Annotated in this window: 11 protein-coding genes; 4 read left to right on the top strand and 7 right to left on the bottom strand. The window is 67.1% G+C overall.

Annotation, left to right across the window (positions count from 1 at the left end):
* Positions 1-316: 316 nt before the first annotated feature.
* The 5 genes from GD429_RS16540 to GD429_RS16520 all read right to left on the bottom strand — a co-directional run bounded on the left by GD429_RS16540 (position 317) and on the right by GD429_RS16520 (position 5,219).
* Positions 317-1,273, bottom strand: coding sequence for a transporter (locus GD429_RS16540; protein WP_152857937.1), 957 nt, complete (start codon positions 1,271-1,273; stop codon positions 317-319).
* 36 nt (positions 1,274-1,309) lie between these two features.
* Positions 1,310-1,837, bottom strand: a complete 528-nt coding sequence (locus tag GD429_RS16535) for a flavin reductase family protein (RefSeq protein ID WP_152857935.1) — start codon at positions 1,835-1,837, stop codon at positions 1,310-1,312.
* Between the two features lie 5 nt (positions 1,838-1,842).
* Positions 1,843-3,081 carry a styrene monooxygenase/indole monooxygenase family protein gene (locus GD429_RS16530; protein ID WP_152857933.1) on the bottom strand — a complete coding sequence of 413 codons (1,239 nt, stop codon included), beginning with the start codon at positions 3,079-3,081 and terminating at the stop codon, positions 1,843-1,845.
* A 61-nt stretch (positions 3,082-3,142) separates the two neighbouring features.
* Positions 3,143-3,931, bottom strand: a complete 789-nt coding sequence (locus GD429_RS16525) for an SDR family oxidoreductase (protein ID WP_152857931.1) — start codon at positions 3,929-3,931, stop codon at positions 3,143-3,145.
* A 40-nt stretch (positions 3,932-3,971) separates the two neighbouring features.
* Positions 3,972-5,219, bottom strand: a complete 1,248-nt coding sequence (locus GD429_RS16520; protein WP_152857929.1) for a dienelactone hydrolase family protein — start codon at positions 5,217-5,219, stop codon at positions 3,972-3,974.
* A gap of 353 nt (positions 5,220-5,572) precedes the next feature.
* Between GD429_RS16520 and GD429_RS16515 the strand changes: the two genes are divergently transcribed.
* Together GD429_RS16515 and GD429_RS16510 are read left to right on the top strand one after the other, a co-directional pair.
* Positions 5,573-6,598 carry an AraC family transcriptional regulator gene (locus GD429_RS16515; RefSeq protein ID WP_227791664.1) on the top strand — a complete coding sequence of 342 codons (1,026 nt, stop codon included), beginning with the start codon at positions 5,573-5,575 and terminating at the stop codon, positions 6,596-6,598.
* Positions 6,599-7,095: 497 nt separating this feature from the next.
* Entirely contained in the window at positions 7,096-9,291 is a 2,196-nt protein-coding gene (locus tag GD429_RS16510) for a TonB-dependent siderophore receptor (protein WP_152857925.1), read from the top strand.
* A gap of 22 nt (positions 9,292-9,313) precedes the next feature.
* Here GD429_RS16510 and GD429_RS16505 read toward each other — a convergent pair whose 3' ends face one another.
* Positions 9,314-10,120, bottom strand: a complete 807-nt coding sequence (locus GD429_RS16505; protein ID WP_152857923.1) for a response regulator — start codon at positions 10,118-10,120, stop codon at positions 9,314-9,316.
* Positions 10,121-10,144: 24 nt separating this feature from the next.
* On the opposite strand from GD429_RS16505, the gene GD429_RS16500 reads away from it, so the two are divergent.
* Together GD429_RS16500 and GD429_RS16495 are read left to right on the top strand one after the other, a co-directional pair.
* Entirely contained in the window at positions 10,145-10,351 is a 207-nt protein-coding gene (locus GD429_RS16500) for a hypothetical protein (RefSeq protein WP_152857921.1), read from the top strand.
* Positions 10,352-11,263: 912 nt separating this feature from the next.
* Complete coding sequence (locus GD429_RS16495; RefSeq protein WP_152857919.1) at positions 11,264-14,815, top strand: YadA family autotransporter adhesin; 3,552 nt, start codon at positions 11,264-11,266, stop codon at positions 14,813-14,815.
* Positions 14,816-15,091: 276 nt separating this feature from the next.
* On the opposite strand, the gene GD429_RS16490 is transcribed toward GD429_RS16495, so the two are convergent.
* Positions 15,092-16,204: a Rieske 2Fe-2S domain-containing protein gene (locus GD429_RS16490; RefSeq protein ID WP_152857917.1), complete on the bottom strand. Its 1,113-nt coding sequence runs from the start codon at positions 16,202-16,204 to the stop codon at positions 15,092-15,094.
* Positions 16,205-16,218 lie beyond the last annotated feature (14 nt).

Raw genomic sequence — 16,218 nt, 5'->3', positions numbered from 1 at the left:
GAGCGGCGGGCACGCGCGGCTTCGCCTGTGCAGCTGAAGGTTTTGCGTGCCGGCCCCGACACACGCGCCGGCCGGCACGGCAACAGGCTTCATGGAGGCTCCCTCCCCAGGCGGCGCCGCGAGACAGGTCGACCATAGCGGCGTCAATGCATCCTGGACCCATGGTCGGCCATGGAGCAAGCCGTAGTCCACCGCCCTCATCGGCTGCCCCCTACTGCTACCCCTGAAGGCCGTTGCCGGCCTCCCGGCCGGTGCGCGGGCCAAACGAATCGCGCCGCTCGCGCAACCCGATTCGCATGCCCGCCGCGTCACCGCATCACTGGAAGTGATGCACATAACGCAGCACCATCCGCGTCCCCTGCGGCCGGTTGCGCGCCTGGAACTCGAAGTACGTATTGAACAGCAGATGGTCGTGCGGCGAGAAGCTGTACATGGCCCCCGGACCGATCGCCAGCACGGCCTCGCGCGTACCGGGCACGTCCTGCCCGTTTTCCTTCATGTCGGTGGTCTGGCGCAGCCAGTAGCCGTTGAGCCCCAGCCGCAGGCCCGGGCGCACTTCATACTCGGTCGCGAAGTTCGCATGGATCGCCTGGCCGGCACGGGTCGACGTCACGTCGGGGCCGAGCGACGCGGCCGGCTGATGGTTGGTCGCGTTCCACAGATAGTGCAGGCGCCACGACACGGTCCATTTCGGCGTCAGCCACAGCGTCGCCGCCCAGTACGGGTCGAACGACCAGAAATGGCTGCCCGGGTTGATCGCGCGCGACGGATCGTACACGCCGGTCGGCGCGATGAACTGGAATTCCACGCGCTGCGCGAAGCGCGGGCCCTGCGCGCCCATCACCGGGTCGAACTGGATGAACGGGCCGATCAGCAGATCGCCGAACCCGGCCCGCGAATTCAGCGCGACGTTGCCGATGCCGTCGTCGGTACGCGCCGATGCGATCCACGGCAGGATCACGTCGAGGCCCGGGTGCATGCCGGCGAACGTCAGCGGCGATTGATAGACGAGCTGGCTCAGGCCCGCGAACAGGTCGATGTCCTGCTTCGGCAGGCCGACCTTGTTGCCGGCATTGTCGTTGATGCGGCCGGCCGTGTAGTACTGCAGGTACTGCGTGCCGTACCAGCCGGGGCCGGCCGGCGGCATCCCGTCGAGGAAACTGGTCATGCCGAGGTTGACCGGCGGCAGGTCGGCCGCGTTGGCCGGCGCTTGACCGGCCAGGCCGGCGATCGCGAGGCCTGCGGCGACGAGCAGGCGAGAGCCGAGTTTCATGTTCACCACCTCCTGGATATTTATTTGTATAACTAATCAAACAGTGCGTGAAAGATCGGGGTGATCGGCAATCGCACGATACTGGCCGGCATGGAATACGAGCGGAGCCTTGCCGAACGCGTCGAACTGCTCGATCCGGCCGATGAAGAGCAGGTGATCGCCGCCTTCGTAATGGCCGACGTTGCGGCACACGAAGCGCGCGCTCGCACCGTCGAGGCAGGGCACGCCGCCGCTGTCCGAATCCACGTGCAGCACGCCGTCGAACTTGTCGGCACTGGGCGTCGCGAAGCGGCGCGACAGGTCGATCTGGTCGTGCGCGAGGATGTTGATCGCGAAGTGGGTGGCCGCGACGAAATCGGGCCGGCTCGGCGCGACCTTGCGAAGGCTCCACAGCACAAGCGGCGGATCCAGCGACAGCGACGAGAACGAATTGGCGGTGAGGCCCACCTTGCGTCCGTCGGCCGCGCACGTGGTGATCACGGTGACGCCGGTCGGGAACTGCCCGAACGCGGCACGCAATTGCATCGGGTCGACGGTTGGGCTGCAGGTAACGGTCGTTTCCATGCCGGTTACTCCGAACGGGTACTGTGTTCGCGGATCAGCGCGGCGCACGCCGACGGCTCGAACCACCACGGCGAGAACCGGCGCGGATCGTCGAAGCCGTCGACGATCGCCGCGGCGAGCGACGGCAACTGGCCGGCCGCGCCGAGCAGTTCGAGAATGTGCGGCGGCGGCGGCGTGAGCAGCGAGTTGGTCCAGCGCACGACATGCTGCGCGTAGGCCCAGTAGCCTTCGAACGTCTGCTGCATCCAGTCCTCGCCGAACGGCGCGGCATCGCGCGCGACGATCGCGTCGAAATACGCCTTCGCGCATTTCGCGGCGTTGTTCGATCCCTGGCCCGTGATCGGATCGTTGACCACCACCGCATCGGCCATCCCGAACACCGTGCGGCCCGACGGCAGCCGGAAGAACGGCTTGCGCACCGTCGGCGCAAAGCGCCCGGACAGCGTGCCGTTCGAATCGGTCAGCTCGACGTCGCGGCAGCGCTCGAATTCCCACGGCACATACTGCTGCAGGAACGACAGGCTTCGATCGAGGTGCTGCTCGGGTGTCTTCACGTCGGCCCAGCAGTCGAGCGGGCCGCCCGGAATGCCCTCGAACACCATGATTTCGCACGGGCCCGTCGTGGTCAGCGCGGGGAACACGAAGTACTCGCCGATGCCGGGCAGCAGGTTGAAGCGCACCCGCGAATACGGCTGGCTCGGCGTCATCCCTTTCACGTAGGTGAGGGCGAGCGCGCGTTGCGGGCGGTCGAACGCGCTGCGCGCGTCGTCGCGGCCGAGCAGGTTGACGATTTCGCCCTTGCCGGCCGCGAGCAGCACGAGATCGTGGCTGCGCGCCAGTTCCTCGAGTTCGGGCACGCCGACGTCGCAGATACGTACGTCCGCGCCGCGGCGCCGAACGCCGTCGAGCCAGTCGGCCATCTTCACGCGCTGGTCGACGGACTGCGCGTAGCGGGTCAGCCGCGACGACCACTCGATCGCCTTGCGGCCGTTGCCGTCCGGGTGCGGCACCGCGATGCCGATGCCTTCGACGGACGGGCATGCTTCCTCCCACGTGTTCAGGCCGAGATCGCGCTCGATCTGCAGCGCGGTATGGAACATGCACTGGCTCGACATGACCTTGCCGGCGCGGATCTGCTCCGCGTCGCGATTGGTCGCGAGCGTGACGTGGTAGCCCTGGTCGAGCAGGGCGAAGGCGAGTTGCAGGCCGGACTGGCCGGCGCCGACGATAGCGATGCGTCTCATGAGAATGTCCTTGGATGGCCGGATGCCGGCCGGAATGGTTGCGGGGAGCGGCGGCGGGCGTTCATTCCGCCAGGCGCGGAATGGCCGGCGCCGCCTGCTCGGGGCCCATTGCGGAATAACCGCCGTCCACCGCGTAGTCGGCGCCCGTCACGAAGCTCGCCGCATCGCTGCACAGGAACGTCACGACCTGCGCGACCTCCGACGGATCGCCGACCCGGCCGAGCAGGTGAAACGGCGCGGCGACGCGATCGGTCTTCGCGCGGTCGCCGCGCGTCATCTCGTCCATCACGCGCGACCACGTCCATCCCGGCGACACCGAGTTGACGCGAATCCGGTCTGGCGCGAGATCCATCGCCATGCTGCGCGTGAGCTGGCGGATCGCCGCCTTGGAGGTCGGATACAGCCAGCGGCCGGTTTGCGCGCACTGGGCCGAGATCGAGCTGAAGTTCACGATCGCGCCGCCGCCGCGCCGGACCATGTGCGGGCGAACGGCCTTCGCCAGCATCGCCGCCGACACGACGTTCACGTCCATCGCGGCGAGCCAGTCGTTGCGGGTCGCCTGGATGCCGTTGTCGACGTAGCTGCACGCGAGGTTGACGAGCAGGTCGATCGCGCCGAACCGTTCGGCGATGGCCGACACCGCGCGCTCGATCGCACGGTCGTCGGTAATGTCGATCGCGACGAACATCGCGCGTTCGCCGAGCGAATCGGCGACGCGCGCGCCGTTCTCGGTGTCGAGATCGAGTATCGCGACGCACGCACCGGCACGGGCCAGGTCCTGCGCGACCGCGGCGCCGATCAGCGTGGCGCCGCCGGTGACGATCGCGACTTTGCCAGCAAGGGTAGTCATGGGGTATCTCCCGGAATCGAAGGGTGACGGAAGGGCCGCGTCAACGCGCGCCCGGCGACGGTTCGCTGTCCTGCCAGCGGCGCATCAGGCCGTTCGACGGCACGGTCTCGTCGAGCAGCTTGCGCGCCGTTTCGACGCCCGCGACCGGCAGGCCGGCCGGATCGAGCAGGCCGATCTGCACGAGCACGCTCGCCTGGTCCCAGTAGATGTGTTCGTGATAGAGCTTGTCGCCACGAAACTTGACGATCGCGACGAGCGGGATCTCGACGCGCCTGCCGGTCGGCGCGACGCCCGGCAGCATCCAGTCGATCTCGGTGGTGTGCGTGAAGCAGAACAGCAGCTCGTCGACGATCTGGCTCGCGCCGATCGTGCGCGAGATCGGCGTGATCGTGGTGTCGGGCGGATTCGCATGCACGAAGTGATGCGTGTAGAAGCGCTTGAGCTCGTCGTAGCCGACGCCGCCCGTAAGCGTCGGAATATGGTTGACGTACGGTTCGGCCACCATCGTGGCCATCGTCGCGTCGACGTTGCGCGTGTCGAACTCGTGCAGGAGATGCGCTTCCCACAGCGCGGAGAGGTCGTAGCGGGGCCCGAGCGCGGCGCGGAACGCGGCGATCGAGCGCTGATGCGCCATGATCGCGGCGGCCTTGTCGAAATGGTCGCCGCCGATGCGGGCGAACGCGTGATCGACGCCCGGATAGACATACACCTCGACGCCTTCGCGCCCGGACAGCGCTTCGGTAATGCGCTGCTGCGCGTCGGGCGGGCAGAAGCGGTCCTGCGCCGCGATCTGCAGCACGAGCCGACCGCGCAGGTGCGCAGCCTCGTCCAGCGCATGCTCGATGCCGACGCCGTAGTAGCTGACCGCGGCGGCCACGCCCGGCAGCCGGCAGGCGGCGAGATACGCGAGCTTGCCGCCGAGGCAGTAGCCGAGCACGCCGGCTTCGCCCGTGCATTCCGGCCGTTGCGTGAGCACGCGCAGCGCGGCGCCGATGTCCTCGACGCCCTTGTTCTCGTCGTACTCGCGATAAAGCGCCATCGCGCGCTCGAAATCGGCAGCGGAATCGCCCAGCTCGATGCCCGGCGACTGGCGCCAGAACAGGTCGGGCACGAGCACCGCGTAGCCTTCCTCCGCGTAGTAGTCGGCGGTTTCCCGCATGGTCGCGTTCGCGCCGAAGATCTCGTGGCACAGCACGATGCCCGGCCCCGTGCCGCCGGCCGGCGTGCTCAGGTATGCGCGAAACGTCCCGCCGTCCGGCGACGGAATCTCGATGTAACGTCCTTTCATGTGTCCCTCCATGCTGTTTGTTTCCGTGACGGGCCCAGTATTGGCGGACGAAACGCGCGCTTCTATCCGCTTTCTTCGGCCGGTATCCGCGAACTCCGGAAACCTGGCGATCCGGCCGCCGCGCCAGGGCGTGCGCGCGGCCGACTGCGGGTATGTGCGGATACGGCAGCCCCGCACAGTTTTCTACGATGCGCGAACGGTCCGATTCTTGCGTCGTTTGCGCGGGACTTGCGGGTTCGGATGGCCGGACTGTCCGGATACTCCGGGTGCTATCCGGATCGTGCAGCGGGATTCCCCAATACCGGGAACGCATGCACGGCGCGAGTGCGATCGAGCATGACGGGAGAACTTCGATGGCGCAAATTTGCGAAACCGGCTGGCTTGCCGACGCCGCCTGTTTCAATCACGACAACCTGCTGCTGCAGTCGGACGATGTCGACGAGGTGCGCGCACGCGTCGCCGATGTGTTCAAGCCGCACCGGCTCACGCCGATCGGCGAATCGCGCGCGTTGCACAGCTGCATGCACCATGCGCGCTGGGGCAACCTGTCGTTGAACCTGCTCGATTACGGTGGCGGCGTCAGCATCGAGCCGGGGCCGCTCGAACACTTCTTCCTGTTGCAGATTCCGCTGCGCGGCGACGCGGAGATCGAGTGCGGCTCGACGCGCTTCGTGTCGTCGCCGGGCACCGCGTCGCTGATCTCGCCGACGCTGCCGCTCAAGATGCGGTGGGGCGATGCATGCCCGCAAGTGATCCTGCGCATCGAGCGCGAGGTGATGGAGCGCCACGCGCAGCGGCATTTCGGCGACGATCGGCGCGCACCGGTCGAATTCGAACCGGAATTCAGCCTGTCGTCGCAGCAGGGGACGTGTCTGGCCCAGATGCTGCCGATCCTCGCCGGTGCGATCGCGACGGATGCGCATCCGCTGCGTCACCCGCTCGCGTTCGAGCAGCTCGAATCGACGTTGCTCAACCTGCTGCTGCACGGCCAGACGAACAGCGCGCGCAACGGCGCGCGGCACCTGCCGGTGGCGCTTGCGCCGTTCTACGTGCGGCGCGTCGAGGAATACATTCGTGCGCATCTCGACGAGCCGCTGACGATCGAACGGCTCGCCGAGCTCGCCGGTGTCAGCCCGAGCACGCTGTTCGCCGGCTTCCGCAATCGCCACGGGATCACGCCGATGGGCTTCGTGCGGCAGTTGCGGCTGCAACATGTGCGCGAGGCACTGCTGGCCGACGACACGCCGGGGCTCGCGTCGGTCACCGACATCGCGCTGAAATGGGGATTCGCGCACCTCGGGCGCTTCGCGATCGAGTACAAGCGGGCGTTCGGCGAGTCGCCGTCGGCGACGCTCAGGTTGCGGCGCGTGCGGAACTGAACCTGTAGCGAGCCGCCGGCGCGCACGCACCGTGCTGCCCGCCGGCCGCTACCGGGCCGCCTGACGACAAGGCGCTCCCGGCACGCTGCGCTGCCGGCCGGCACGACCGCCGGAACACGATGCAGCGGGGCCGGCCGGGCCCGAACCCTCTCCCTTCACGGCTTCAGCGAAGCCTGCACGACCGAAGCCGGTATCCGTGCGTCGGCCCGATGCCGAACGGCCGACGATTCGTTTTCGCGTCGGCGTTTCCTCGCCTGCCCCCCCAACGCGTCGAACCCGTGATTCGCCCGCCGGCGCATTTTTTTTTAAAGACCGCGCCACGTTCGACCGGTATGATCGCTGCGCTTGCGAACAGCGCCATCGGCCAGTGCATGCCGACTCGCGCGCAACCGACATCACCAGCACGACCATCAAGACAACACAGGACGGCCGCCGGCGACGCACCGCTCGTCGCCGGGGCCGAACGGGCCGAGACAGCACGACGGAGTATTGAAACAATGTTGACGGAGACAGGGGCGGTGCGACGCGCATGGGCGATCGCTGCCGGGGGAGCGTTGTGCGTGGCCGCAGCGGGCGGCGCGCGCGCGCAGGCGTCGGACGCAGCGGCGCCGCAGCAGGCCCGCGCAGCGGCGGTGGCCGTGCTGCCGCCGATCGACGTGAAAGGAACGGCCGGCGGATGGTCCGTCGGGCTCGTCGGGCTGCGCACCAGCGCCGGCACGAAGACCGACACGCCGGTGGCCGAGATCCCGCAGACGACCAACATCGTGACCGCGCAACAGATCGAGATGACCGGCGCGGCCGACCTGAACCAGGCGCTGCGCTACGTGCCGGGTTTCGCGACGTTCGGCGCCGACAGCCGGACCGACTGGTATGCGGCGCTGCGCGGCTTCACGCCGACGCTGTACGTCGACGGCGTGCCGACGCCGAATACGGCCGTGATCGCGAACTGGCGCGTCGACCCTTACACGATCGATTCGATCGCGGTGCTGCGCGGGCCGACGTCGGTGCTGTACGGCGCGGGCGAGCCCGGCGCGATCGTGGACGCGCACACGAAACTCGCCGACGGCGAGCGCGTGCGCGAAGCCGGCGTGCAGATCGGCAACTATGCGCGCAAGCAATTCATGCTCGACGTCGGCGACCGGCTCGACCCGGACGGCCGGTATGCGTATCGCTTCGTCGGCGTCGCGCGCGACGGCAACGCGGTGACCGGCCCGAACGGCGACAGGCGCGTCGCGCTGGCGCCGTCGTTCCGATGGCGGCCGAACGCCGACACGTCGCTGACGTTGTCCGCGTCGTTCCTGCAGGACAGCGGCGACATCACGTCGAACTTCCTGCCCGCGTCGGGCACGGTGCTACCGAACCCGAACGGCCGCCTGTCGCAGGACATCTACATGGGCGACCCGTCGTTCAACGACTACCGGAAGAAGCAATGGTCGCTCGGCTACGCGCTGGAGCACCGCGTGAATGCGATCTGGACGCTGCACCAGGACGTGCGCTGGTCGCACCTGTCGCTCGACGACGCGACGGTGTTCGGCGTCGGCCTGGCGCCCCGCAGCACGACCAACATGATGCGTTTCGCGGGGCTGTTCCAGCTCAACTACAGCCGGTTCGATATCGACAACCGCGCGCAGGCGCGCTTCGGCACGGGGCCGCTCGAACACACGCTGCTGCTCGGCCTGCAGTTCGACCGGCAGACGACCACCAACAGCGTGTGGCTCGCGCTGGCGCCGTCGCTGAACCTGTACCACCCCGTCTATCGGCCCGTGACGGCCGCGATCTTTTCCGGCCCGACGTCGCTCGGCCACGTCGACCAGTACACGGCGATGAACGCGGTCGGCGCGTACGCGCAGGACCAGATCCGCTGGCAGCGCTGGACGCTGACGCTCGGCGGCCGCGAGGACCGCGTGAATGCGCGGTTCGACGACCGGACGGCCGGCACGCAAACGCGGCAGGACGTCAGCGCGTTCTCCGGGCGCGTCGGGCTCACCTATCGGGGCGATGCGGGGTGGTCGCCGTACGTGGGTTATTCGACGTCGTTCGATCCGGTCATCGGCGTGCGGATGGCCGGCGGCGGCTTGCCGAAGCCGACGCGCGGCACGCAGACGGAGGCCGGGCTGCGCTGGCAACCGCCCGGCCGGGACCTGATGCTGAACGCGGCCATTTACCAGATCGACCAGACCAACGTCGTGACCCCGACGCCGGTGAATCTCGACCCCACCGGCACGACATCCGTGCAGACCGGCAAGGTGCGCTCGCGCGGCATCGAGCTGAGCGCAGTCGGCAAGGTGACCCGCGAGCTGTCGGTGGTCGCGTCGTATATGTATCAGGACGTCAAGAACGTGCAGGCGAACGACGCGTCGCTGAACCACTGGCCGGTGTCCGTGCCGCTGCCGCGGCAGATGGCGTCGATGTGGGCCGACTGGACCTGGCATACGGGCGCGCTCGCGGGCCTCGGGCTCGGCGCCGGCGTGCGCTACCAGAGCGCATCGGCCGGCGCGCCCGACAACTCGCTGACGGTGCCGAGCACGACGCTGTACGACCTGGCGATGCACTACGAGATGCGCCACTGGCAGTTCGCGCTGAACGTCGCGAACCTGTTCGACCGGCGTTATGTCGCCGGCTGCACGTCGTACACGGTGTGCGTGTTCGGCAACGAGCGGACCGTGCTGGCCAGCGCGAAATACAACTGGTAACCGCGCTCGCGCCGCTCCCGGCCTACGCGCCGCGTTGCGGTTCGCGGGTCGCGGTGCGCCGGCCCGCGTGGCGCTGGCGCCGCCATTCGGTCGGTGTGATGCCGAAACGTTCGCGGAATGCGGTCGCGAAGTTCGCCGGCGTGGAAAAGCCGATTTCCTTCGCAATGCTGGCGATGCTGAGCGACGTCGAATCCAGCAGATCCTGCGCGATCCGCAGCCGCTCGTGCCGCAGATACTCGAACACCGTCTGGCCGAGATTGTCGCGAAACGCGCGCGACAGCCGCTTTTCATGCGTGCCGACCGCGCGCGCCAGCTGCTCGACCGTCGGCGGATCGTTCAAGGTGCGCGACAGGTGGCGAATGGCCGCACGCACGATGATGTCGTCGTCCTGGCCGGACGCGAACGGGTTTTCCGTGTCCGACGGCCGTTCGCGCTTCGTCCGCGCGAGCTGTACGCGAATCCGCGCGAGCACTTCGGCCGGCTCGAACGGTTTCACCACATAGTCGACGCCGCCGATCTCCAGCCCCTCGAGGCGTTCGTGCAATTCGCCGGCCACGGTCAGGAAGATGACCGGGATCGCGCTCGTCAACGGATCGGCGGCCAGCAGCCGGCACGCGGTGAAACCGTCCATGCGCGGCATGCGGACATCCATCAGGATCACGTCGGGCATCAGCGCCTGCGCGCGCTGGCACGCCTGCGCGCCGTCGGATGCAATGCTGATCCGGCAGCCCGTGCCGCGCAGGATGTCGATCAGCAAACGCAGCTGGTCGGGTTGATCGTCGACGATCAGGAGATGGGCGTCGCTCAATGCGGAGATCGATGGAGGCATCGTGCACCTGTTCTGGAAAGGCGGTTGGCTGCGATCCCGCGGGTGGCCTGCCCGGTTCGGGGGGATCGTCGGAAGCCGCTCTATGACGACGCAAACGCATCGCACGCTTGCATCGATATTCGGATCGGGCCGGGCTGCGCGGCAGGCAACCGGCCGGCGCAATACCCGGCGTTCGTTGTTTTGATCGCTGAGCCGGTAAAGGCGCGGACGATTGCCGTGGTCGCGTCGTGAATGGTCGCGGCTGCCGGTATCGATGCGAGCGAAATTGTAGGAGCATATTTCGAATCCCGCCAGATGGGTTGTCGATATTTGCGCCGTGTCGTTTTACAAATTTTCAGGATGCGCCGCGGTTTTCGACTGCAATTTAGCCGCATCGATGTTCGTCAAAATACGCGAATTCCACGTGTGTCCGGCACGTAATCGCGCAGTCGCGCCGACACTCAGGTCGCGACTTGATGGATTGCATTTAATTTGAATCCGCTTCGGCAAAGCATTTATCCGCCTCAAAAAACATTTCGATTAATCTCGGTAAAGCGCAATCGTTTGCGATCCGGCAATATGTTAAGTAACTCATTGAATGTATTGGATTTTGCAATCTATAAACAATGCCGCCTTTGATAATCATCGATCGTGTCTCATAATTCGTCCGAACTTTGAGCGACGGATAGTGCGGGGCAGCGGAAGGCAAGACGAACCGCGACGGACGTTGCGCGATTCGAGTCCGAAGCATCAGTTGATGCATGTCTGAGCGAATGTCCTGGGCATCGAAGCTGAAATCCGGTTGCCGGAGATGAAATAAAAGAGACGCAGTGGGTCGCGGTCGGCGCGACGTCGAATTCGGGGTAGTTATAAAGACGGGTTGAATCTCAGGATTCAGTCGGGGGTGAACTCGTCCATGAACAACACTACGTATTCCTAATGTATGTAACGAATTAACGGAACGGGCCCGAAAGAGACGGCGTGCCCGGGCTCTCGAACGCCCTGTCGATTTGCGCGGTCGGTGCGTGTCGCGTCCGACACGGCCGGGCCGGGCATCGCGAGCAGGTTCCGCACTGAAGTCGCAATCGCAGTCGAAGTCGAAGCTGTCAATAAAAGTAAGTAGTCCGTATTCAAACCAGACGCTACAAAACGGAGCAGAACAGCATGAAGAGGAATCAGATTTCGGCGCTTGCCGCCGCCATGTTCACGGGTGCAGGTGTGCTGATCGCGGGAGTCGCGCACGCGGACAATTTCGTCGACCGCGGCAACCCGGACAACGCGCTGAACGGCCAGTGCATCGACGGGACGAACCCGCTCTGCGTGGCAACGAAGAGCGGGAGCTACGTGGCGGTAAGCACCGCAAACGTGACGATGGGAACGAATGCGAAGGCCGGCACCAGCGGTATCGCGATCGGCGACCAGTCGAATGCAAGCAGCAAGGGCGGCAGCAGCAGCGGCGGCGCGATTGCGATCGGGGTCGGCTCGCAGGCGCTGGCGAACTCGGCCATGGCGATCGGCACGGTGGCGGTCGCGCAAGGCAATACGTCGCTCGCGGTCGGCCGCCAGTCGGCCGCGGTCGGCGATTTCTCGATGGCGCTCGGCAACGTCGCGGATGCGCACGGCACGAGCTCGATCGCGCTCGGCCACTCGGCGCTGGCGAGCGGCGATCGCTCGATTGCGATCGGCGGCGCGAACCCGACGTCGAGCGACGGCGTATCGAACGGCGCCGCGTACGACGCGGCGACGCAGACGCGCGCCGGCGGCACGCAATCCGTGGCGATCGGCGCGGGCGCGCAGACGAACGACAACAACCAGGTCGCGATCGGCTCGGGCAGCGTCGGCGCGAACAACGGCGGCACGCCGGTATTCGGCGGCACGGCCGCACCGGTCGGCGGCGCGGTGTCGTTCGGCGCGCTCGGCAGCGAACGCCAGCTCAAGAACGTCGCGGCGGGCGCGGCCGATACGGATGCCGTCAACGTCCAGCAGCTGAAGAACGTGAACAGCACGCTCAGCACGGGCATCGGCAACGTCGACGCGCGTGTAACGTCGGTCGGCAATTCGTTGTCGACGTCGATCACGAACGTCGACCAGCGTGTGACCAATGTGGGCAACAGCCTCAGCACGAGCATCGTGTCGGCAACGGCGAACGTCGTCAAATACACCGACGATTCGCATGCGGCGATCGCGCTCGACGGCAGCAACGGCACCACGATCGGCGGCGTCGCGGCCGGCGTGGCCGATACCGACGCGGTGAACGTCGGCCAGTTGAAGGGCAGCGTCGCGCCGCTGCAGACGTCCATTTCGACGGCGGCCTCGAACATCGGCAACCTGCAGGCGGCCGACGCGCGCAACGTGAAGTACGACGGCGCGAGCGGGTTCGATTCGGTGACGTTCGCCGGCACCAACGGCACCGCGCTGCACAACGTCGCGGACGGCAAGGATGTGCACGACGCGGTCAACGTCGGCCAACTGAACGGCGGCCTCGCATCGCTCAGCACGAGCGTGACGAACAACCTCAGCACGACGCTCGGCAACCTGAGCACGTCGATCACCAGCCAGATCGGCGCCGCGACGAAGAACGCGGTGCAGTACGACGACGATGCGCACGGCGGCGTCACGCTCGGCGGCAGCGGCGCGCAGGCGCCGGTCGGCCTGCACAACGTCGCGGACGGCATTGCCGCGGGCGATGCCGTGAACGTCGGCCAGCTCGGCAAGGCGACCGACACGCTCAATCAGTCGATCACGACGCTCGGCAACAACGTGACGACGCTCGGCAACCAGGTGACGACGAATACCGGCAACATCGCCGCGCTTCAGCAGGATGCGCTCCAGTGGAACGCGGGCCTCGGCGCCTACGATGCAAGCCATGGCGGCAATGGCCCGCAACTGATCAGCAACGTCGCGGCCGGCAAGAACGGAACCGACGCGGTCAACGTCGATCAGTTGACCGCGGCGATTCACGACGGCACGAGCCAGCTCGATGCGCTGGCCGTGAAGTACGACGATGCGAGCAAGCGGCAGGTTTCGCTCGGCGCGGGCAACGGCGGGAGCCCGGTGCGCGTGACCAATGTCGCGGAAGGCAACGTGGCGTCCGGCAGCACGGACGCGGTGAACGGCGCGCAGTTGCGCCGCGCGACGGACGGCACCGCGGCCGCGCTCGGCGGCGGCGCAACGGCGAACCCGGACGGCTCGATCGGCGCACCGGCCTACAAAGTGGGCGGCGGCTCGTTCAACAACGTCGGCGACGCGCTGACGAACCTCGACGGCCGCGTCGGCAGCAACACGACGACGCTCGAGAATCACGAAACGCGCCTCGGCAATGCCGAAACGAACATCGCCGGCAATACGGCCGCGATCGCCGGGTTGCAGCAGGACGCGCTGCAGTTCGACCCGAAACTCGGCGCCTACAGCGCGGCGCGCGCCGGTGCGCCGACCAAGCTGACGAACGTGGCCGACGGCAACGTCGTCGCGGGCAGCACCGACGCGGTGAACGGCGGCCAGCTGTCGGGCGTGAAATCCGCTCTCGAACAGCAGATCACGCAGGTGTCGAACCAGACCGGCGAAGCCGTGAAGAACGTCGTCAAGTATGACGTCGACACGAATGGCAACCGGCTGAATTCGGTGTCGCTCGTCGGCGGCGACGCGAATTCGGCGGTCGTGCTGAAGAACGTCGCGGCGGGCACCAGCGATACCGACGCGGTGAACGTGAAGCAACTGAAGGGCGTGCAGTCGAGCCTCAACCAGCTCGGCGCGCTCGCGGTGCAGTACGACGACAGTTCGAAGAGCACGATCACGCTCGGCGGCGCCGGCGGCACGCGCATCACCAACGTGCAGGCCGGTACGCTCAGCGCAACCAGCACGGATGCGGTGAACGGCTCGCAGCTCTACGCGACCAACCAGCAGGTGTCGAAGAACACGACCGACATTTCGAACCTGCAGGGGAACGTGACCAACATCGCGAACGGCAAGGCCGGCCTCGTGCAGCAGCAGGATCCGAACGGCGCGATCACGGTCGGGAAGGGTACCGGCGGCACCAGCGTGAACTTCTCGGGCACGGCGGGCGACCGCGTGCTGACCGGTGTCGCGGCGGGCGTGAACGACAACGACGCGGTCAACGTCGGCCAGTTCAACAACGCGTTGAAGAACGTCGCGGCGAACGACCAGATCCGCGCGGCGGTAACCGATGCGAACACGACGTGGATCGCGCGTGCCGATGCGGGTTCGATCGGATCGACGGCAACCGCGACCGGCAAGAACGCGGTGGCGGTCGGCCAGGGCTCCGTCGCCGATCGCGACAATTCGTTCTCGGTCGGCGCGAAGGGCAGCGAGCGCCAGATCACGAACGTCGCGGCCGGGACGGCGCCGACCGACGCGGTGAACGTGCAGCAGTTGAACGACAACCTCACGGCCGCTTCGACGCAGGCGAAGAGCTATACCGACCAGCGCATCGGGCAGGTGTACAACTCGTTCAACGACCTGAAGAAGGACATGTACGGCGGCGTCGCATCGGCGATGGCGGTGGCCGGCCTGCCGCAGCCGACGGGCGCGGGTCGCTCGATGGTGTCGGCGGCGACTTCGAACTATCACGGCCAGCAGGGTTTTGCCGCCGGTTACTCCTACGTGACGGAAAGCAACCGCTGGGTCGTCAAGGCGTCGGTGACGGGCAACAGCCGGTCGGACTTCGGCGCGGTGGTGGGCGCGGGTTATCAGTTCTGATGTAGTTCGCGACGCGTTGAGCAACCGGTGGTGCCCGGCAATGGTGGTGATGCCGGGTACAACGGGAAATCCGTGGCCCGGGGTCTGTCTGTCGACCCCGGGCCATCGATGTTCGACGCGATGCGAAGGTCGTGTACCACGTGCCGCGAGGCCGGAAGCCTTTCGATGTCGCCCCGTGTTCTGGACAACGGTTTGGCCAGGGGCGGCAAGGCAAGCGCTAACGGGGTAAAACGGCCGGGCCTGGAGCCTGTATGAACCTGTATCACGCAGCGCCGCTCACTCGCGGCGGCGCGGTCGAGCGCTCGCCTCGGCGACGCGGTCGACCCAGCCCCGGTAGAACGCGCGGTACTTGAGCACGAGCTTGTCGTACCTGCTGTACGCGCCGCCGCCGTCCGGCTTCATCCCGTTCCAGATCTTGACGTCGTACCCCGCGGCCTGTCTGGTCTGCAACCCGAACAGCACGTAGTCGGTCGCGCGGCGCAGGGCGCCGCCCACCTTCTTGATCGAGATGAGCATGTGCATGACGTTTTTGCCGTCGCTCACCGGCGTCACACACTGGAGCAGCTTGTATTTGAAGTCTCCGTCCAGGGCGACGGTCATGACGCACCCGCCGGGGAAGCCGTCGAAGTGCAGGTTCATCTGCGACATGTTCAGGCCGAGCGCGCGCGACAGCATGCCGAGGGGCCCGAAGTACCGGTCCACGGTGAAGTCGATCCCGGCACCGAACCACGCGCCCGCCCGGGCCAGCGACTCGACCTCCGGCCACTCGCGCCAATCGTCGAAGAGCTTGAGCTCGAAGGCCGAGATCGGGAGCGCGTGCACGGGGTTCGCGTGCTGCGCGTCGTAGAAGTTCTCGACGATCCGCAAGACCGCCGTCGTCGTCTCGAACGCGAAGTGCAGGTGCATGAAGTCGCCGTTGTCGACATCGGCCGCGGCGATTTCGGGCAGCGGGTGCAGCGGCTGCGGGGAGCCGTACCAGACCCACACGTAGCCGTATCGCTCGGCGGTGACCAACGTCGGCTGGCGCGCCCCGCGCGGGACGGGCTCCAGCCGGCACACCGCCGCGCTGTGGCCGGGGATGTGAACGCACTGGCCCTGCTCGTCGTACTGCCAGTGGTGAAACGGGCACTGGATGCATCCGTCCTTGACCCGCCCGTCGGCCAGGTTCGCGCCGAGGTGCGAGCAGTGGCGGTCCATCACCACGGCCCGCCCCGTCGCGCCGCGCCACGCCACGCACGGACGGCCGAAGAGCGTCAACGCCGTCGGCTTGTCCTTGAGGTCGTCCGAGCGCATCGCGACGTACCAGCTCGCGGCCAGGCGCGTGGTCGCGTCGTACGCCTCCGTGGGATGCTCCCTGGCGACCGCTTGATCCAATTGAACGTCGTTCATCGTTTTCGTGTCGG

The organism is Burkholderia sp. BE17, from assembly GCF_009362305.1.
Lineage (GTDB): Bacteria > Pseudomonadota > Gammaproteobacteria > Burkholderiales > Burkholderiaceae > Burkholderia > Burkholderia pyrrocinia_C.
This window is presented reverse-complemented; position numbering and strand designations above follow the sequence as displayed.

What these genes read in the sequence shown, in the direction of transcription:
- GD429_RS16535 (WP_152857935.1), bottom strand. Translation starts at nt 1,837, where the DNA reads ATGGAAACGACCGTTACCTGCAGCCCAACCGTCGACCCGATGCAATTG.
- GD429_RS16515 (WP_227791664.1), top strand. Translation starts at nt 5,573, where the DNA reads ATGGCGCAAATTTGCGAAACCGGCTGGCTTGCCGACGCCGCCTGTTTC.
- GD429_RS16540 (WP_152857937.1), bottom strand. Translation starts at nt 1,273, where the DNA reads ATGAAACTCGGCTCTCGCCTGCTCGTCGCCGCAGGCCTCGCGATCGCC.
- GD429_RS16520 (WP_152857929.1), bottom strand. Translation starts at nt 5,219, where the DNA reads ATGAAAGGACGTTACATCGAGATTCCGTCGCCGGACGGCGGGACGTTT.
- GD429_RS16490 (WP_152857917.1), bottom strand. Translation starts at nt 16,204, where the DNA reads ATGAACGACGTTCAATTGGATCAAGCGGTCGCCAGGGAGCATCCCACG.
- GD429_RS16510 (WP_152857925.1), top strand. Translation starts at nt 7,096, where the DNA reads ATGTTGACGGAGACAGGGGCGGTGCGACGCGCATGGGCGATCGCTGCC.
- GD429_RS16505 (WP_152857923.1), bottom strand. Translation starts at nt 10,120, where the DNA reads ATGCCTCCATCGATCTCCGCATTGAGCGACGCCCATCTCCTGATCGTC.
- GD429_RS16525 (WP_152857931.1), bottom strand. Translation starts at nt 3,931, where the DNA reads ATGACTACCCTTGCTGGCAAAGTCGCGATCGTCACCGGCGGCGCCACG.
- GD429_RS16530 (WP_152857933.1), bottom strand. Translation starts at nt 3,081, where the DNA reads ATGAGACGCATCGCTATCGTCGGCGCCGGCCAGTCCGGCCTGCAACTC.
- GD429_RS16495 (WP_152857919.1), top strand. Translation starts at nt 11,264, where the DNA reads ATGAAGAGGAATCAGATTTCGGCGCTTGCCGCCGCCATGTTCACGGGT.